21 protein-coding genes are annotated in these 18609 nt (G+C 63.2%); 5 read left to right on the top strand and 16 right to left on the bottom strand.

What is annotated here, in order from left to right:
* Positions 1–16: 16 nt before the first annotated feature.
* A complete protein-coding gene (locus ROV95_RS05160; protein ID WP_167692772.1) occupies positions 17–190 on the bottom strand; it encodes a hypothetical protein in 174 nt (57 codons plus the stop codon).
* 9 nt (positions 191–199) lie between these two features.
* Positions 200–1012: an alpha/beta hydrolase gene (locus ROV95_RS05155; RefSeq protein WP_312543354.1), complete on the bottom strand. Its 813-nt coding sequence runs from the start codon at positions 1010–1012 to the stop codon at positions 200–202.
* Positions 1013–1238: 226 nt separating this feature from the next.
* Here ROV95_RS05155 and ROV95_RS05150 point away from each other — a divergent pair, with 226 nt between their 5' ends.
* Positions 1239–1718 (top strand): nuclear transport factor 2 family protein, encoded by a 480-nt coding sequence (locus ROV95_RS05150; protein ID WP_019660875.1) that lies wholly within the window; start codon positions 1239–1241, stop codon positions 1716–1718.
* A 75-nt stretch (positions 1719–1793) separates the two neighbouring features.
* The gene (locus ROV95_RS05145) at positions 1794–2210 is read left to right on the top strand and encodes an XVIPCD domain-containing protein (RefSeq protein ID WP_019660874.1); all 417 of its coding nucleotides are present in this window, start codon (positions 1794–1796) and stop codon (positions 2208–2210) included.
* A 63-nt stretch (positions 2211–2273) separates the two neighbouring features.
* Here ROV95_RS05145 and ROV95_RS05140 read toward each other — a convergent pair whose 3' ends face one another.
* The 13 genes from ROV95_RS05140 to ROV95_RS05080 all read right to left on the bottom strand — a co-directional run bounded on the left by ROV95_RS05140 (position 2274) and on the right by ROV95_RS05080 (position 16096).
* Positions 2274–3338, bottom strand: a complete 1065-nt coding sequence (locus tag ROV95_RS05140) for an XVIPCD domain-containing protein (RefSeq protein WP_312543352.1) — start codon at positions 3336–3338, stop codon at positions 2274–2276.
* 40 nt (positions 3339–3378) lie between these two features.
* The gene (locus tag ROV95_RS05135; protein ID WP_312543350.1) at positions 3379–3954 is read right to left on the bottom strand and encodes a hypothetical protein; all 576 of its coding nucleotides are present in this window, start codon (positions 3952–3954) and stop codon (positions 3379–3381) included.
* Positions 3955–4030: 76 nt separating this feature from the next.
* Entirely contained in the window at positions 4031–4606 is a 576-nt protein-coding gene (locus ROV95_RS05130; protein WP_312543348.1) for a hypothetical protein, read from the bottom strand.
* Between the two features lie 144 nt (positions 4607–4750).
* Entirely contained in the window at positions 4751–5899 is a 1149-nt protein-coding gene (locus ROV95_RS05125; RefSeq protein ID WP_312543346.1) for a YncE family protein, read from the bottom strand.
* Positions 5900–6083: 184 nt separating this feature from the next.
* Positions 6084–7097: an XVIPCD domain-containing protein gene (locus ROV95_RS05120; protein WP_312543345.1), complete on the bottom strand. Its 1014-nt coding sequence runs from the start codon at positions 7095–7097 to the stop codon at positions 6084–6086.
* 2 nt (positions 7098–7099) lie between these two features.
* A complete protein-coding gene (locus ROV95_RS05115; RefSeq protein WP_312543344.1) occupies positions 7100–7732 on the bottom strand; it encodes a hypothetical protein in 633 nt (210 codons plus the stop codon).
* Entirely contained in the window at positions 7732–8658 is a 927-nt protein-coding gene (locus ROV95_RS05110) for an XVIPCD domain-containing protein (RefSeq protein ID WP_282255434.1), read from the bottom strand. Before ROV95_RS05110 ends, ROV95_RS05115 begins: the two co-directional genes overlap by 1 nt.
* A gap of 144 nt (positions 8659–8802) precedes the next feature.
* Entirely contained in the window at positions 8803–9441 is a 639-nt protein-coding gene (locus ROV95_RS05105; protein ID WP_312543341.1) for a hypothetical protein, read from the bottom strand.
* A 44-nt stretch (positions 9442–9485) separates the two neighbouring features.
* Positions 9486–12833 (bottom strand): XVIPCD domain-containing protein, encoded by a 3348-nt coding sequence (locus ROV95_RS05100; protein WP_312543339.1) that lies wholly within the window; start codon positions 12831–12833, stop codon positions 9486–9488.
* A 31-nt stretch (positions 12834–12864) separates the two neighbouring features.
* On the bottom strand, positions 12865–13521 hold the full coding sequence (locus tag ROV95_RS05095) for a DUF1629 domain-containing protein (protein WP_312543822.1): 657 nt from the start codon (positions 13519–13521) through the stop codon (positions 12865–12867).
* A gap of 351 nt (positions 13522–13872) precedes the next feature.
* A complete protein-coding gene (locus ROV95_RS05090) occupies positions 13873–14517 on the bottom strand; it encodes a DUF1629 domain-containing protein (protein WP_312543338.1) in 645 nt (214 codons plus the stop codon).
* 86 nt (positions 14518–14603) lie between these two features.
* Positions 14604–15245 carry a DUF1629 domain-containing protein gene (locus ROV95_RS05085; RefSeq protein ID WP_312543337.1) on the bottom strand — a complete coding sequence of 214 codons (642 nt, stop codon included), beginning with the start codon at positions 15243–15245 and terminating at the stop codon, positions 14604–14606.
* A 209-nt stretch (positions 15246–15454) separates the two neighbouring features.
* Positions 15455–16096: a DUF1629 domain-containing protein gene (locus tag ROV95_RS05080; RefSeq protein WP_312543335.1), complete on the bottom strand. Its 642-nt coding sequence runs from the start codon at positions 16094–16096 to the stop codon at positions 15455–15457.
* Between the two features lie 194 nt (positions 16097–16290).
* Here ROV95_RS05080 and ROV95_RS05075 point away from each other — a divergent pair, with 194 nt between their 5' ends.
* From ROV95_RS05075 to ROV95_RS05065, 3 genes are all read left to right on the top strand, one after another.
* The gene (locus tag ROV95_RS05075) at positions 16291–16506 is read left to right on the top strand and encodes a hypothetical protein (RefSeq protein WP_312543333.1); all 216 of its coding nucleotides are present in this window, start codon (positions 16291–16293) and stop codon (positions 16504–16506) included.
* A 486-nt stretch (positions 16507–16992) separates the two neighbouring features.
* Positions 16993–17361, top strand: a complete 369-nt coding sequence (locus tag ROV95_RS05070) for a hypothetical protein (RefSeq protein ID WP_312543332.1) — start codon at positions 16993–16995, stop codon at positions 17359–17361.
* Between the two features lie 78 nt (positions 17362–17439).
* Positions 17440–17787: a hypothetical protein gene (locus ROV95_RS05065; RefSeq protein WP_312543331.1), complete on the top strand. Its 348-nt coding sequence runs from the start codon at positions 17440–17442 to the stop codon at positions 17785–17787.
* A 161-nt stretch (positions 17788–17948) separates the two neighbouring features.
* Here ROV95_RS05065 and ROV95_RS05060 read toward each other — a convergent pair whose 3' ends face one another.
* Positions 17949–18452: a hypothetical protein gene (locus ROV95_RS05060; protein ID WP_312543329.1), complete on the bottom strand. Its 504-nt coding sequence runs from the start codon at positions 18450–18452 to the stop codon at positions 17949–17951.
* Positions 18453–18609 lie beyond the last annotated feature (157 nt).

Raw genomic sequence — 18609 nt, 5'->3', positions numbered from 1 at the left:
GGCTCAATTCTACAGATCACAGTCCGCGCGGCAGCTTGGCGGCCCACATGTTGTCCACCAGATTCGGATAGCGCCGCCCATTCTCTTCCGCCCGCTGCCGCGCCGCCTCCTTCTGTGCAGGAGACAGCGGCTGCGAGGTCTGGCCCTTGGGGTTGGGCTTCTTCCACGGTGGCATCTTCGGTTCGCGCATGGCCGCAGCTTACCGCTTCAGGAAGTTCAGCAGGGCAAGATTGAAGTGGTCGGCATGGCTGGTATTGCAGCCGTGCGGCGCGCCTTCAAGGATCACCACTTCGCTGCCCGCAATGGCCCGGTGCGTGCGCTGGCCAGAGCCTTCAAACGGAACGATGGCATCGCTGTCACCGTGCAGGATCAGGGTGGGCACTGTGATCTTCTTCAGATCATCGCGGAAGTCCGTGGTGGCAAACGCTTTCATGCAGCCCAGCGCTGCCGTCTGGTCGGACTGATGACACAGCGCAATCGCCGCCTGGCGCGCTTCCTCGGTGACCATCAGCTTGCCGTTGGCGCTGAAGAAATCGCGGGTGAAGCCGTCGAAGAACGCTTCGCGATCCTTCTCCAGACCACTGCGCATTTCGTCAGCCTTGTCCTGGGTCAGCGGGCCTTCCGGGTTGTCATCACTGCGCAGCAGGTACGGCGGCACGGCGGCAGCAAACACCACGCTGTGCAGGCGCTGCTGCCCGTGGTTGGCCACATAGCGCGCCACCTCACCGCCGCCCATCGAGAAGCCGACCAGGGTGACGTCGCGCAGGTCACGTTCCTCGATCAACCCCGCCAGGTCCGCCGCCAGCGTGTCGTAATCATAACCTTCGGCCGGCTTGTCGGAGCGGCCGAAGCCACGCCGGTCGTAGCTGATCACCCGGTGTTGAGCGTCGCGCAGAATCGTCACCTGCGTCCTCCAGGCATCGGCGGACAGCGGCCAGCCGTGGATCAGGATGACCGGGCGGCCGTGGCCCCCTGTGTCTTCAACGTGCAGGCGGATGCGGGAAGCAGGCATGGGCGCTCCTGTGGAAAGGGAGGCGTTCAGGCTAGTGGCCGTGCCCTGTGGCGGCCGTGAGGGAATCCCGGCCGCTCATGACATCGCCTGCACAGCCACGGCCCCGACGCTGGCGCCGGGCCGCCAATGCGGACGTTCACTCCGTGGAAGGGCCGTTTCGTCGGACGCCGGCTGCAGTGGCCCAAACGCCATGCGAGCCTGCGTGAACCCTCCCTGGAGCCTCACCATGCTGCTGCCCACCCTGCCCTTGCTGGCCGCCGGCCTCGTTGCCGCGCCAGCGCCCGCCGACTCCCTGCGCGAGCAGATCCGCCAGGCCGACACCCAGCTGTTCGCCGCCGCCTTCGAGGCCTGCAATGCCGACAGGGCCGCCGCGATGACGACCGACGACATGGAGTTCTTCCATGACAAGGACGGCAAGTCGGCCAGCAGCCGCGAGGACTTCCGTCGCAGCGTGGCCACCCTGTGCAGCAGCGCGCGCAAGGGTGGCTGGCAGCTGCGCCGCGAGCTGGTGGAATCTTCGCTGCAGGTCTTCCCGCTGCACGATGAGCGGGCGCTCGAAATCGGCAACCACCGCTTCCATGAACGCGGCAAGGATGGCGTGGAACGCTGGACCGGCCAGGCCCGCTTCATCCAGGTCTGGCGCCGCGTGGACGGGCGCTGGTTGGCCGAACGGGTGATCAGCTACGACCATCGGCCGGCGGACTGACCTTTCCGGCGCCCTTCACCGGCCGGATTTATACTGAAGGGGTTCACCCCGACCCACCGCTACCGTTCGATCGCCATGGCAGAACTCACCCCCAACCACCCCGACTACGGCCTCAACCAGCAGGTCCGCCAAGGCGTGGCCGCTCTGGATGCCCAGCATGGCCGTGCGTTCGACCAGACCAGCGAACGCCTGACCGCCAGCCTGACCGTGCTGGCCCGCGAGCAGGGCCTGCAGCAGGTCGACCATGTGCTGGTCAGCAACGCCACGGCCCAGCACCCGGCCGGGCACAACGTCTTCGTGGTGCAGGGCGACCCGGCCAATCCGGCGCACCTGCGCGCGATGATGCCGACCGCGGTGGCGGCGCAGACGCCGGTGGAGCAGTCGATGCAGAAGCTGGGGTTGGCCCCGCAGCAGCCGGCCGTGGGGCTAGTGCCCGAACAGCAGGCCCGTGAGCAGGAGCAGCAGCAGAACCCGGCACACCGTCTGGGCTGAGCCGCCTCCAGCGTTACTGGCGGCCCAGCGCGAGTACGGCGGCTCGCCGTGGCGCTTGCTGCGCTAGGCCATGCGCGGACCGGACTGCTCCTGCACCTGGCGCTGCTGCAGCTCATCCTGCGTACGCACCTGTGCAGACTGCGACAGCTGCTCGGCACGCTCGAACGAAGTTTCTGCCGGTGTCTGCGCAGCCACCGCTGTTGGCATGCCGGCGCGCAGCTGTGCCGGATCGTTGCGCTCGCCCTGCACGATGAAGATGTTCTGCGCAGCGTCGGGCTGCGCGGTGCGATCGCTCAACAGCACATGGTCAACCTGGGTCAGGCCATTGGCTTTGGCCAGCGCGTACAGGCTGGCACTGATGTTCTCGCTGGTGGCATCGAAGGCACGGCCCCGCTCTGCATCGAGCCGGGCCACGCCCTGGTGGATCTGCGAGAGCAGCGGGTCGTTGCTGTGCCGGGCCAGAAGATCACCGCTTCGTTCGCCCATGCCCTCGGCATCACTCAGCATGTGTTGCTTGAGACTGCGCTCCGGCAGGGGATTGGTTTTCCTCTGGTTGAGCTCGCTGTCCGGAAACGGCGGATCAATGCTATCCACACCGTGGATGTTGCGCAGCGGTCGGAATGCGTCCTTGCCCGCCCCCTTGATGTCAAGAGGAATGCGAACATCCGGAAGAAGCTGGCCAGCGGGACCTCCCAACGCGTTCACGTCGATGCTGCTTTTCCGCTGGATGCCTGCGTGGTTCAAGGCTTCCCAGGTGAAGTCCACGCAGTTGTTGCGCACGTCCTTGTATTGAAGATCGAAGCCGTACTTATCCGGGTGCGCACCGAAGGCCTCAAGCTTTCTGTACTGTTGCTCGCTGATCTCGAGCGTGCGGCTGTAATGCGGGTTCCTGTACTCGACCGCATCGGTCTTCATGACCTCGCCCGGCCCGTTCATGCTTCCATGCTCCGTAGGCGCGAAGCCGAAACTCCGCGTGGTCTTGTCCGGCCCATGGAGCACGTAGAACATGTGTCCGGGCCCGGATGTCTGCGGAACCCCGTCCACAACTTTCTGTACACCTCTCTCGTCCACCAACGGCGTACCAGGTGCGGCAATGACGATTTCTACGGTGTAGCGCGGCTTATCCATAAGAAAAATCCTTCAGTTCCTTCCAGCAGTGGGATGACGTCTATTTTCCAGAGAGTGGGTCGGCATGAACCCGCAGCTGCGCCGGGTAATGCTGGAGCGCAGCGGTGGGCTGCACCGTGCGCACATCCAGGCGGTAGCGGGCACCCATTTCTATCGGCAGCGTGACGATGCTCAACCTGTGTCGGCTGGCGTCCATCGATACCTGCTGCGCGTAACGCCAGTCTGCCGACTCATGCCATTCGGGGAGCGGCTCACCCAGATTGCGCGCCCGTGCCTGATAGACATCAGACGTTGCAACGTCCTGCCAGGCACCTGCGACCCAGCGCTGCAGGGACAGCTGAAAGGGAACATGAACATTGTCCATGTCAGGCTCACTGTCAGGTCCGGGTCCATGTCGCTGCACTTCAAGATCCAGAACATAGGGACGACCCGGATAGAAGTTGCGGGCATTCGTCTCGAACTCGAACCGCACCGCTTGGCCGGACCCGGCCACGTCGATCGGCTTGACCAGATCCAGCGGCTCCGGCGCATCCGGTACGCGGCTGCTACAGGCGCCGAGTGCGCCCGCCAGCGTGAAGATCAGGCCGGCGCGCAGCCAGCGGTGGATACCCAGCATGATTCAGATCCTTTGGCTCCCTGCCATAGGCCTCAACCCTAGCGGGTGACCAACGGCGTCGCAACCAGGCGATTGATTACTTTCCAGCGGGTCGGGCGGCATGGATCCGAAAACGGGCCGAGTAGCCCTGCAGTGCCTCTGTCCTCTGCACCGTGCGCACGTCCACGCGGTAGCGGGAGTCAATTTCCACTGGCAGACCAACCAGGCTCATCGTGTACTGGCCATCACTGCCCATGTGCGGCGACGTATACCGCCATTCGCTGGATGCATGCCATTCCGGAAGCTGCTCACCGGCATTGAGCACCCCGGCTTGAAAGCTGTCGTAGGTGGGAACATCCTTCCAGGCATCAGCACGCCATTGCTGCAGGGTCACCTCGAACGGGATCCTCATTGTGCCCACGTCAGGCTCGTCGCGCTTTCGCGTCCCTTGGTGCTGCAACTCAAGCTCAAGCGCATAGGTGCGACCCGGGTGGAAGTTGCGGGCATTCGTCTCGAACTCGAACCGCACCGCCTGGCCGGACTCGGCCACGTTGATCGGCTTGACCAGATCCAGCAGCTCCAGCGCATCCGGTACGCGGCTGTTGCAGGCGCCAAGTACGCCCGCCAGCGTGAAGATCAGGCCGACGCGCAGCCAGCGGTGGATATCCAGCACGATTCAGATCCTTTGGCTCCCTGCCATGGGCTTCAACCCTAGCGGGTTGGCGCTGGGCACTGCAACCAGGCAAAGAAAAAGGCAGGGCCTGCACCCTGCCTTCTTCATGCGACGCGCGACGGCGCGGGGCCTTGCGTCAGCGCATCACAGCTGGATGCGCGCCACGCTCTCGTCAGCGCCCTTGTCATCCTTCTCACCGTTCTTGATGCTCACGAACAACACGTTGTTCTTCGCATCCAGCGCCAGGCTGTTCGGGTGGGTCGGCACGGTGTAGGTGGCCACCTTCTGGTAGCTGTCACTGTTGTAGGCGGTCACCGTACCGGCTTCGCGGTTGGTCACGTACAGGCGCTTGCGCGGTGCATCCAGCAGAATGCCCAGCGGGCCGGCATCGGTCGGGATGCTGGCCAGCTCCTTGCCGGTGCTGCGGTCCAGCACCAGCACGCGCTGGCCCGGGTGCTTGCTGACCAAGCCGCTGCTCTTGGCCTGGTAGCCACGCAGGAATTCCGAGCCCTGGTCGGTCACGAACAGGCGCTTGCCGGCCGGGTCCAGCGCGATGTTCATCGGCTGCTCGGCAGCGATCCTGTGCTGCGCCACCACCTTGTTCGAATCGGTGCCCACCACCACCAGGTCGGCCAGCAGGTTGCTGGTGTAGACGCGCTTGTTGGCCGCATCCAGCGCCAGGCCCGGCGCCTTGGCATTGCCCAGGCCGTCGATGGTGTTGATCACCTTCAGCGTGGTGGTATTGATCACGAACAGCACGCTGCTCACGTCCGGCTGGCTGCTGTGGCCGGTCACGTACAGGCGGTTGGTCGCGCTGTCGACCACCAGCTCGCGCAGGTCGTGGGTGTAGGCGGCCTTGCCGTCCTTGCCGGTCTTTTTCTCCATCAGCTGGATGGTGCCGACGGCCTTGTTCTGTGCGGTGTCGACCACCGTCACCGACAGGTCCACGGTGTTGCCCACGTACAGGCGGTCGTGGGCGTCATCCAGCACCACACCGAACGCCTTGCGCTCCAGCGGGATGCGGGTTTCCACCGCCAGCGTGGCCGGGTTCAGGCGCAGCACCTGGGCCGGGCCGGCGTCATCGCCGAAGCCGCCGGAGGAGGCCACGAACACGGCGTTCTGCTTCGGGCTGTAGGCCAGCTCGTACAGGCCCTTGGCCACGGCCTGGCGCTGCACAGCGGCGGTGGTAGCACTGGCAGCGGGTGCGTTGTCGGCGAACGCGGAGGGCGCGCCGAGGCTGAGCGAAACGGCAACGGCCAGGGCGGCCGACCGGAAGAGAGGAGTACGGAACATGCGAGCGTCCTTGAATGGGCACGGGAGGGTGTCCTGGCTCGCTGGGCCGTACTGCGACGGCCCGCCCCGCATCTGTCTGCGCGGGTGGGCTGGCTGGGGTTGCGGGGGAATGGTAGCAGGTGGGGGGCGTGGCGTGCGCCGGCGCGCGTATGGCCGACGCTCGACCTCGATGCTGCGCCCGCCGCTATGCCATCCGTGGACCGTGGCTCTGCTGAAGCTGCTGCTCCTCCTGCAGGCGCTGCGCGTCTCGCTGCGGCTCGTTCTGCTGCAACTGCGCGACGCGATCGAACGAGGCCTCCACCGGTGCCTGCGCAGCCAACTCCGCCGGCATGCTGGCGCGCTGGTGTGCCGGGTCACTGCGGTCACCCTGCACGATGAACAGCTTCGGTGCGGTATCACCGCGCTGCTCGCCCAGCACCACTTCGTCCACGCGCGAGAATTGCTGCTCCTTCGACAGCGCGAGCAGGCTGGCACTGACATTGCCGTTGCGCGCACCGAAAGCGCCGAGGTCGGCCACCTGCTGGTGGATCTGGTTGAGGCGGGCATGATCATCGTGCGCCGGGTCTGCGGGCGTGCCGCTTGCCGCGAGCACGCTGTTGCCGCGCCACTGCTCCCCGTTCTCGGTGAACATCCACTCGCGGAAGGTTTGCTTCGGCATCGGGTTCCACTGCACCTTGTCCAGCTCGCTGCCCTTCACCTGCTGCGGAATGGCATTGACGGCGCGGATGTTGTCCAGGACCCTGGTAGCGCCCTCATAGTTGGTGATCTCCCCGGCCAGCCCCACCGGGCGCAGCCCAGCGTGGTTCAGGGCACCCCAAGCGAAATCGGTGCAGGCGTTGGAGAAGAAGTCGTAGTTCATGTCGAAGCCGTGCTTCTTCGGGTCTGCCGAGAACTCGAGGATGCGGTCGTACTGCTCCTTGCTGATCTCGATCGTGCGCTCGAAGCGGGGCTTGTCGTAGACCCACACGTCCATGTCATCGACTTTGCCCCTGTTCGGCTCGTCCTCGGTGCCTGCGTGGGTGAAACCCATGCTCTCCGGCAAGGGTTCACCCGAACGGCGCAGCGACAGGAACATGTGCCCCGCGAACGAGGGCTCCAGCAGAAACCTGTTCCCCTCAGCATCACGGCCGTAGCGCGGCGTGCCGGGGGCCGCCAGATGGATGGTTACGCTGTAGCGTTCCGCATCGTCCTTGTGCATGTCTACTTTCCTAGTGATTGGTAGCCAACGATCAGTTCTGCTTTCAGGCCATCCAGCTGGGGTCGATCCTCCACAAGGTCGACCCGCAGAACGTAGCGCCCGGGTGCAATGCCTCCGACCTGCGCCAACTGCAGCGTGCGATAGAGCACGTCTTCAGAGTACAACCCGGCCTCGGCCAAGCTGTTGATGTCCACGCTTCCCGTCGTCAGGTCTGTTACCACGCCATCCTCCCCGATTTTCTGAGAATCGCGTCCATCGCGAGTACGCTGCCAGAGCTGCACAGGACCAGGTGCACCGCCATCAATACGCTCCAGGCGCAGCCGCGTTGGCAGCCGTCCCAGCGTGATCTTCTCCGAAGCATCCAGCAGCCGTCGCGCATCGGTATCCTGCAGCCGCAACCCGATGTTCAGGATCGGAATGGCCGGCTTCTGGGGCGCCGGCAAATCAAACGTGACCTCGGCAATCCGACCGGCCTTCTGCAACTGCACGGCCCGCGTGAACGGCACAACCGTGCGCGCCTCGGCCTGTGCGCGCGTCAGCAGGGGCGGCGCAACCTCCGGCGCTGGTGACGCACGGCATGCCGCCAGCGCGCCCAGCACCGCCAGTACCACCAGCCCCCGCCGCAGTGGCCGCATCATTGCTCCTTCAACCGCAGCGAATCGGCCACATCGGTCTTGGCCGCCACCTCGGTGGCGATGCTGGCGCGGCGGTGCCCCGGGTCGTTGCGGTCCCCCTGCACGATGAAGATGCTCTCCGCCGCATGGCTGCTCTTCGTCGGCCGGCTGAGCAGCACGTGGTCCACGCGCGAGAGATTGTTCTGCTTGGCCAGCACCAGCAAGCTGGCGCTGATGCGCTGGCTGGCGGCATCGAACGGGCGCCCGTGCGCGGCATCGAGTTCGGCCACTTTCTGGATCAGCTGCGAGAACAGGCGGTGGTCTGGATGCGAGGGGTCCAGCAGCGTGCCGGCCACTTCAATCGGCGTCGGCGGCGGCTCATCGCTGGCACGGTCGCCCTGGCGATGATGTTCGGCCTCGCGCTCGGGCATCGCGTGGTGGGTTTCGGCATTCAGATCGCTGCCCGGGAACGGCGCGGCAATGCACTGGATTTCCGGCAGGTTGAACAGCACCGCGAACTCGCCGAGGTTGCTGCCCCCATCCAGCGGCGCCGGCAGCGGATGCAGGCCCGCGTAATGCAGCGCCGCCCATACGAAATCGCTGCAGCGGTTGATGGTGGCCGGGCGATCCACGTCGAATTCGAACTCGGCCGGTTCCTCGGCGAAGTCGCGCAGGCAGCCGTAATGCTCTTCGGTGATTTCCAGGGTGCGGCTGTAGTACGGGTCCAGATGCTCGTCGGCATCGTCGTGACGCACCTGCGCGTACTGCACGCCGGTGGGGGCTTCACCCGGCGCGTAGCGCGGCGGTGCGAAGCCGTAGCTGTGGGCCTCGTCGCCTGCGGCCACCTGCAGGTACATATGGCCGCGCGGCGAGGTGCCTCCGCTTTTCAGCGGGGTACCGGGGGCAGCCAGGTACAGCGTTGCGGTGTAGCGTGTTGCCTGCTCCATGCCTGTTCAGCCTTGATGGGTGCTGCGGTCCTGGGCGGATGATGGCATAGGTGGGATGGGGGGCAGGTGGAGGACAAAGTTGAGGCCACGACTGGCATGCTGAATGTGCGAACCAGCCAGCAATCCAAGAAGCTGACTGCTTCGCTACTTGGGCCTGCGCAGGTAAGCAACCAGCAGTTCCGGCTGGTACGGCTCAAGCTGTGGCAGAGGGGAGTGCAGTTGCACTTCAACCCGGTATCGGCCCGGCGATGGATTGCGTGCCCATGCGAAGGCCAGCTGTGCATAGTTATCATCGGGTCGTTCCAGCCCAGCATTCTGCAGCGCCAGCACGTCAACATCGTCCAGCCACGCATTTGTCACTCGACCATCGGCGGGGATGGGAATTGTTCTGGCAGGTTCCCCAATGACCCATTCCAGCCGGTGCAAGGGCACGTCCTTCCATCCACTCGATTCCAGGCGCTGCATGGAAACCTTCGCCTGTAACTCGGACGCCCGAACATCGGCCAGTGCCCAAAACGCCGCGGTGTTATCCGTGCGGTCAACGCGAATGCCGATCATGAGCGTTGGAGAGGAATCTTTGCTGGGAGCAGCCACATCGAACTCGACCGTCAATGGTGCATCCATTGACGAGGTGGGCATGGCGCGCACAAGCGGCACCAGATCCGGACGATGGGCCGCTGCTATCGAGCCTGCGTCGCGAGCCGCCTCGGGTCGGCACCCCGTAGCCAGAAGAACGAGCAGTCCAGCGAGCATGCAGATCCGGCGCTTTTCTTGTGGCATCATCTTCGGTCCTTTTCGCAGTTCGCCCAGTGCAGCTCACACGTTGATCATCCCCCGCTGGCCGCACGAATCTGGATGTCGTGCTGCACCCGCTGATCTTCCAGCTGCTGATCCATCTGATTCGCAAGCGCACGCTGATGCGCTTCACGGCTGACAGAGTCGAACTGTTGCAGTGACTCTTCAACTGATGTCTGCGCCGCCAGCTCAGTCGGCATCGCAGCGCGCTGGTGCGCCGGATTGCTTGGCTCGCCCTGCACCACGAACAGCGTGTGCCCAGCCGGGTGTTCGTGCGTGGCGTTGCTCACCAGCACATGGTCCACCCGTTCCAGGTCGTTGTCCTTGGCCAGCACCAGAAGGCTGGCCGTCATGCGTTCGCTGACTTCGTCGAAGCTGCGGCCGTGCTTGGCGTCCAGCGCTTCCACGCCCTCGCGGATCTGCTGATACAGCGCGTGATCGGGGTGGCCGGGCTGCGTGGGGTCCTGCAGCGCCCGGTTCGAGCCCGATGCCTCATCCGGTGCGGGCGCGGCTGGCTCGGGGCTTGGCACTATCGTGGGCGCGGCAGGAACCGTGACAGCCGCAGTGACGGGCCGGAAGTCATCCGATGGAGCCGGTTCGGGCTCTGGCACGTGTTGTGCCGCTTCCTGCTCCAAAGGCCATGGATCGCGCGAAGGCTCAGCAGGCAGCGGCTCCTTGAAGGGCAACGGTTCACTCTCCTGCACTACCATGTCCTGCTTTGGAGTGGGAGCAACCGCAGGCATCGGGGCCATCTTCTCCGGTTCCGCTGCCTGCTCTGTGCGCTGCGTGGGCACCGTCTGCGTTGCCGCTGCCAGAGGCGCGGCAGAGTGTGGCGTCGCACGCTCGGATTCGACCGGGTGCGCCTGCATCGGCCCAGCGGGCTCCGGCGTCTGTGAGGCGGTACGGTTTTCGGTGGGCGCCTCGCTGTTTGGATGGGGCCGAGGTTGGGGCTCCGCCTCACGCCGCGGCGGATCGCGCTGCTCGGCGTGCCGCTGAGGCGCGGGCTTGTCCTGTGCCGCAGGCGTAGGCGGTGGCGTGACCGCTACCGCGGGCGGCGCCGCCACAACCGTCGCAGGCGCGATGGGTTGCGCAGTCGCCGGCTCTTCAGGCCGCACTTCCACGTTACCATCCTGCTCGGATGGCTTGTCGCCATGTGCCACCTGCGCGGCTGCTCGTGCAGCCTGCCCTGCATCCACCTGCGCAGCACCCAGCCGATTGGCCTCCTGCAGTGCCTGCCGGTACGCCTCCTGCTCACCCGCCGATAGCGCGGCAATGCGCAGCTCGGGTGATTCCGGCACCGGCGCCTGCTCATTGGCACGCGCGCGCACCTCATTCCATGCGGCCTGCAGCTCCTGCGTACTGGTCGTTGCGACGGCGCGTGCCACGCCATCCTGGCCTACCTGGTAATGGGTGATGGGCCGAGAGGCGCCCGCGTTGCCCTCGGCTGCAGGCCCCAGTTCCTGCAGCGTGGGACCCGTAATGCCGTGCTGCTCGCGCGTGCGCGTCGTGGCCAGCGCAATGGCCTGCTCCCACGCTGGGGTCAGCGCGACGCCCGCAGCGTAGTAGCTGTGGCGCAGCTCGTACTGGTTCACTTCCGCCGCCGACGGCAGCGGCCGCGATTCCAATGCGGCAATGGTCTGGTTGAACTGATCGAGCGACGGCTGCTGGATGGTGCGGGTCAGCTCCAGCTCCAGCGCCATGTTCCCCTGTGCGTTCTGGCCAGCATGGCTCCACTGCCCTGCTTCATCGCGCTGGTAGAGCTGGTTGTCCGAGCCCTGGATGGCGTCGGGCTTGGCACGCGCCTGCTCCACCGCTTCCGGCACCAGCGGCACGAAGTCGCTGGCGCGGGTAGCGGCGTAGGTCTCCAGGTAGCTGGCGGCAATCGCGGCCTTGCCGTTGGCGATGTTGTTCTCGATGCGTTGCACCGCCTCACGATTCAACTCGTTGGCGCGTTCGGGGCTGGCGGTCTGCGTCTCATACACACCCCGGTCGTTGGCACCGGACACGCCGATCTTGACCTGCCGCGTCCACTGCTCGGTCTGCGCATCGCGGTGCCAGTTGGGATTGTCCAGACGGCCCTCGCCGTCCTTCGCCGGGATGCTGAAAGGATCCTGCGGCGGCGGCGCCTTGCCCAGCGCCAGCTCTACCGCTTTTACATGGGCATATGCGCCCAGCTCGCGGGCCTTCTCGTAACTGGCGCCCACACTACGCTCAGCCGGATTGCCCAAGCCGTCGCCCGCGCTGTCCATGACCGCCTGACGCTGCCAGTTGCGGCCATCGAACTGCCATGTGACATCGGCCTTGTCGGTCTGCTGGTAGATGGCGCGGTTGTCGAGCAGATCGGCGCCCTTGTCGAACGCCTTGCTCATCAGCAGCGCATCACCCGCGACGATGGCCGCAGGGACGAAGCTGGACGTGCCGATCACCGATGCCGTGGCCATGCCACCGACCCAGCCACCGCCGTTGCGCGCCAAGGCATGGGTGAGCTCGGACTGGGCGGCGGTGCCGTTGCCTTCTTCCAGCAGCTGCGAGGTTCGGCGGGCGGTGATGACGGCGTCGGCGCCGGATGCGAGCAGGCCGCCGGAGCGGATAAGTTGGCTGGTGGAGGCTTCGCCGATTAGGAGGTCCAATGTCGCACCGCCTTGCTGCGAGCGCGGGCTGCGAATGCGATGCCCGGCTTCCTCGCCGAGCACGCGCTCGACCGTCTGGATACCCGGGTCTGTCAGAACAACTCGGCCACCGTGGTGGGCATTGGAAATGGCAAGCGACAGGCCGCTTCGCTGCAACTCAATGTTTCCACCGCGAGTCAGTGGCTTGGCGTCATACTCGATTCTATTGAGCGTAGTCACGATACCACTTTCGGAATGAGTGACAGCCACCCAGCCAAGGTCGACCCCGGTGAAACCTCTCAAGGCTTGGATCTGAGCGATATGCGTTTGGTGGTACTCAGGAACGCCGTCAAAAAAATCCCGGATTCGTTTGTTCGTGATCGCAGGCGTGCTTCCCAGCGGAGTATTCGTGTTGAGATCGCCGTTGATCAACCCGACCTTGACCGTGTCTCGCAATGCTTCTACACGTGCCATCACTCTATCGAGGGCGTCAGAGTCATTCAGTAGCGCGGCCTTACCGTCTCGCGTTCTCTGAATCTCGTTCAAGCGCCGAATCATTCCGTTCTGGTATTCACCCAACGGTCCGCCACTGTGCGGCGTAATGCCCATCGCATCTGCATAGGCAGGGTTTGCGGGGAGGAACAGCCGGTTCTCTTGGGCGTGAATATTGAATCGCCCGGCCTCCTGCAGCTTTGCGAGCAACGGGCTGTGCCTCAGCGTCTGCTGCTCAATCGCGTGATGGTCCTGCAAATGAGTGGAATGTCCAGCCACAAATCCTCCTTGACTCAAGCATCGCCTGGTCTCAGCAGTTCACCGCGTCATAGAACCACAGACCGTTGGACGTACCGCTGGCGATCAGTCCCGCGGCTTCGACCGCCTCCTTGAAAGTGCGGTCGCAGAAGACACCTTCGTAGTAAGGGAGCCGGAATACGTGAGCATCGCCGATGACCTCCCGCTTGAACGCCAAGCGGACGTCGCCAGTCAGATCGTAGTATTTCCCCTCTTCATAGTCGTCACTCACGATGATCTTCAGCTGGGATGCTGCCTCATCCAAGGCATCAATGGTTCTGATGACATCGCAAAGGAAATAAGGGCCACCCATTGCTCCATCAGCGAGTCGATAGTCAGTCTCCCTGAAGGCAAAAGCACTTGGGTCCACGGCCGCCATCACCTCGCGGAGACGCCCGGAAACGAGCCAATAGCCGCTCATTCCAGCTTCAAGATCCTCCGGTGGCCACCCCTCACTTGGGTAATACACTAGACGCGGTGTCTCGCGCAGAGGCGGGAAGCCCCCCTGATCGGGACGCAAGAGGAAATTTGGAGGGGTCTTCAGGGAAGACTCGTTCTCAAAAACGACGCCATGCCCTTTGCCGCGCCGTCGGGCATCTGGGCGCAACTCGAAGAACTCGCCCTTCTTTGGCAGATTCGAAGTCATTGTTTGCCTCACCTCAGAATCAATCTAAATAAGCGTGCCAAGAGCTTATCAGAGGGTGCCAACCTTCCATGCCCTCCTCGAGTCATGCCCGAGCGCTCACAGCCTGAAGTCCTCTCCGCCGACATAGCGCACTACTGCTGCTCTCCAATTCCTCTGGCCGCTCTGAAGTCCCGATGCGGCCTGCCTCTTACCGCCCTGCCTTCAACTCAAGTACTGAATAGGCATGGCTGTTTTTTAGCCCGTTCTGCACCGGCAAGAAATCGCACAAAAAGTGAAATCCATCTTAAGTTCGACTACCGATCCCGTTCCATGAGACGCGCCGCAGCCATCTTCAATTTTGACATGCGGATTATGCTTAGACTGACGCGCGCCATGTCAGACATTGGCCGCGTCCTTGAACCTGAGGCCACGCGTTTCACACTCGCTTCCAATTCCCGCAGCGCGTATGGCATCCCGGAACACGCGATCGCAGTAGACAAGATCGCCGGAGTACGGGCTCCTGAAGACATGACTGTCCCCGATTACGTCCCTCTTGAATGCCAAGCTTGCTCCGCCACGAAGGTCGTAGAACTTTCCGCCCGGATAGCCCTCATCGACGATGACCCGGAACTTCGATGCTTCCTCATCGACGGCATCCAGCTCGCGAGCAACCTCGCACAAGTAGTACGTTGGGCCCTCTGTGCCGTTCGGAAGCACGTAATCACACTCCACGAACTCAAAGGCAACGGGATCTATATCGGTGAAGGCCATCTTGAGGCGCTCTGATACCAACCAGTAGCCACTCATTCCTGCCTCGAGATCCTGCGGTGGATCCCCCAGCTTTGGTTCGAGAACCAGGCGCGGTCTCTGCGCCAGAGGAGGGAAACCACCTTCTTCAGGGCGGATGATCAGCCTGGGTGGCGTCAGCAGTGCGCCTTCATTCTCGATCTCAACGCCATGCCCTCTTCCCCTTCGGGTCGTGTCGGGCATCAGCAGATAGAATTCACCAGGCACAGGCTGATTACGTTTTAGCGTGGGCATATGCTTGTTTCTCTCCAAATTTAGGCATGTACCGTACTCCGCACACTTGCAGCATAGGTCGCGAGGTTGGCGCCGGTGGGGCCGACTCAGCAGTTCACCACATCTTCAAACCAGAGCCCGTTGGATCTCTTGGCCGTGACGATGCCGGCAGCTTCCACCCCATCTTTGAACGTTCGGTCGCAGAGTACCCCGCCATGGAACGGCAATCTGAACACCTGAGCCGAACCCAGCACTTCGCGTTTGAACGCCAACCGGACATCACCGGTCAGGCGGTAGTATTTCCCTGCCTTGTACTCATCGCTGATCACGATGTTGAGCTGGGATGCTTCCTCATCCAAGGCATCCAGCGTGCGGACCACGTCGCAAAGGAAGTAGGTTGGCCCCTTTGAACCGTCTTCCAAGCGGTAGTCGGTATCAGCGAAAGCGAACGCGTCAGGGTCAATCTCTTCCATGTCCTGGCGCAAACGCTCGGAGACCAGCCAGTAGCCGCTCAACCCGCCTTCCAGGTCCTGTGGAGAGACACCCTGCCGCTCCCGATAGACCAAGCGCGGGGTTTCACGCAGTGGAGGAAAGCCACCGGCCTCGGGTAAGAAGATCAGCCTGGGAGTCGCAAGCAACGCGTCCTCGTTATCAAAAACCACCCCGTGACCCCCTCCTCCACGGGTAGCATCCGGTCGTAGCTTGAAGAACTCGCCCTTGCGCGGCTGGTGGGTGGAAGTTGATCCCATGCTTGTCATCTCACGCTGTGAATGTGAATCGAAGTCGCTCGTAAGCTGCTACGGGACCTTCCACCGCACGAGGCAGTCCTGGTGTTCGGCAGCAACTACGACCTGGGGCCGGACGATGAGCAGAGGCTACAGCCGGGGGTGCCTGACTGAACCGTGCGGCTGTTCAACACGTCGCAACTGGTTTGCCATCAGTTGTCTGCTCCCTAAGGTCAGATTGCCGCAACGTCCACGAAGGAGATGCCGCTATCCCGAGGACTCATGGGAATCCCCGCCGCGTGAACTGCATCAACAAATTCGCGGCTCGCGATCACGAAGGTGCTGAATGGAGTCAGGAAGACATGCCCATCTCGCACCACGTCAGAGCGAATGGCCAGACTTGCCCCTCCTGCAATCGAATAGAACTTTCCATTCACGAAGTCCTCATCGATCTCGATATCAAGCCTTGAACGCTCCTCGTCTATCGCGTCCAGGTCACGTACCACGTCGCACAGGAAACGTCGTGGCATAGGTGTGCCATCAGCCAGGCGAACATCACACTCAACGAATTCGAACGCCTGCGGATCCAGGGATTTCATTACCCACCACAACCGTTCCGAGACGAGCCAGTACCCGCCGAAGCCACCCTCCAGATCGCGCGGCTCAGGGCCCTTGGAAGCATCGAGGACGACGCGTGGCTTCTCGCAAAGCGCCGGGAAACCCCCATTGTCCGGACGGAGAATGATGCGCGGTGGATCGAGCAACACCGACAGGTTCTCAACCTCGGCGCCCCGGAAAGGACGGCTGCTTTCCAGATCTGGTGAGAACAAGTAGTACTGGCCCGCTTGAGGGCCTTGGATGGGGCTTTGCTTCATCTCCTGCGTCCCTGGATTCGCTTCAATGACACCGCAGATGGAGCTTACCCCTCTTGGCATGGTCGTTTCGAGGCAGCGACAGGCTCACGGTTTCCGCTGATGCCGCCCAGTGATGACTGAGAGGCAGATTCTGCCCTCCATCGCATCCTCTGAGATGGAGGCAGACCATTCTCCCTCCCCCACTGAGGATGCGCATGACCAAGATCGACCCCGCATGGCTGGAAGCCTTCGACAAGGAGCTCCTCCGCCTGTTCGCCATCGACCATCGCGGTGCCGGCATGGATGAATACCTGCTGGGCTGCTACACAGACCTTCCGCCGCGTGAGGCTGCCCTGGCGTTCGGCAGCGACTACGACCTGGAGCGCGACGATGCGCTGTGGCCTCGGCCGCGCGTAACGGGGCAAAGTTAAGCTGTGTCGCAATCGGCACGCTGCGCGAACGGGCCCTCTGGGCTACGTGTCGCTTTTGGGATCCCGAACAGCTGCAAACCGTGCTTTTCAATGCGCATTCGGGCGATAACTTAACACCGGCCGAAACTACTGCACCGCAAGGGTTCTGCCGCGCGTGCGCCATGCAACAATGCCGTAAGCGTCAGCATTTACGGCCTCTGCGGCCTACGGTTTCTTGGCATCTCGCAAGCATGCGAGTACACCTTGGCATGCCACCTCACACAGGGTGGCGCGGGCGTCGAAAACCCGGTCAACAACCATGTGTTTGCGCTTGTCAGCCGGCGTCACGTTCGTGTGACGCCGGCTGGCAATCCGTTCGCGGTCCATGGCGGGCGGTGCGTGGGGGTCTTCGGACCCGCCGGATTGGTTGTTGACCGGTTTTCGAGCCTCGCATCGTCCGCCACTTTTATCGGTGGCGCTGCTGTCTGTCCTGTACGGAGCATTGCCATGAACACATCGGACTTCCGTTCCCTGCACGCGCAGTACGATCCGGACAACGCCCAACCCGAGCGCGAACCGTCCGTCGATCCCAACGCCTTCGTCGCAACGCTGCACCGCATCGGAACCGGTGCGGCTGCGGATGGCCAGCCCTGGCCGGAGCGGCATCAACTGCCTGGCCGGCGTCTTCAACTGGCAGACGCGGATTGCGCGTTGGCAGGGCTGCGTGTGGTGGCGGAGTTGATGCTGGCTGCGGAGCGGACGCGGCAGAACGGCGCGCCCGAGGAGTACCTGGGGGATCGGGTGATGGAAGGATTGAAGATGGCGTGTGTGGCGTTGACTGCGCAGGTGGCTGAGCGGTTGCACGTGCGGGAGTAGTCCAGTTGGACCTGGCCATCCAAGCGCTGTCGGCTGACCGTTCGTCTTCTAGTCCATCCCCTATCTACACAGCATCAAATGAAGCCTGTGATCTATGGCGCTGTGCTGCTGGCAGCGGTGGCTGCGCCGATCGCCAGCCGGCATATACCCAAGGCTGGCTTGAAACTGCGAACGTTTCGGAAGGTGTCCGACGCTGAGTTTGCTGTCATGCGCGAGGATGCCGTGCGACTTGTGCGCGAGGGCCTTGTACAGCAGGCGCGGTACGCGGGAGAAAGGTACTTCGAGGTCAGCTGTCACGGTGCACCCGTGATGCTGGTGGACAACTCTTTGGAGCAGCTTGTGATTGTGCTGTATGCGGGCAGGGAGATTGATGTTCCCTGCGTTGTGCCGGTGCTCTCGCATTGGAGCATGCGGGTTGTGCCGTAACCGTAGTGCGTGTCGATTGGTGAAGAGGCAAAAATCGCCACCGGCATCCAAGATGACGCAGCAGTGTCTGCCACCAGGCTGATACCGCCCTGGTGGCTTTCTACACGTACGGGACCGGCACACCTCGACAGCTTCGCAGGCGCGACACGAAGGCTGCGCCTTCAGATAACCTGCGTAAACAGTGAGTCCTGGTCCTCTATTCCACGCGCTTCGGCCGAGAGTGCACTTCCGGCAGGAGCGAGGTGAGCGACTACCCTGCCGTCGCTGCTGATACCGAGGAACAGCACCCTTTCGTCGTACCCCTTCCGGTCCGGCTTTGCCACAGGCTGCAGGTGTTCCCGCGGCGCGAGGCGACAGCCTGACAGGACCCCTGAAAGTCTCACTTCTGGATACTGCGGATAGAAGATCAGCTTCGCTTCGGGAGCCCGCTCCTCTCTCGTCGTGTCCACCCAGCGCAGGTTGAGATCCGATTTTTGAATGTCTCCATCGGTACCCTTCTCGTGCCTCCATTTCGTAGGAAGATGATAGACAGCTTCGAGAGAGTCTCCGACGTAGATCTGCTGCTTCCTGTTGTCGTTCTCCTCAAGCGGCTTGAACACGATTGTCCTCGCACCCAGTGCCTTGAAGCGCTTGACCAGTTCGCCCAGCGATGAAAAAACAGCCATGTCCATCCTTCTTCAGTTCAATGTGAATTGACGGACAACATCCAAGTTGCCGTATTGGTGGTTACGGCCGCAACAGCAGGACCTTTAGCACCGTGCAGTACGGTGAAAACCCCAGCTCACGCTCTCCACTGCCTACAGGACCGACTTCCCGGCCGGT

This window comes from Stenotrophomonas maltophilia group sp. msm1, assembly GCF_032025805.1.
GTDB classification, from domain to species: domain Bacteria; phylum Pseudomonadota; class Gammaproteobacteria; order Xanthomonadales; family Xanthomonadaceae; genus Stenotrophomonas; species Stenotrophomonas hibiscicola.
The sequence above is the reverse complement of the archived record's forward strand: the minus strand, read 5'-3'. Positions and strand labels throughout refer to the sequence as shown.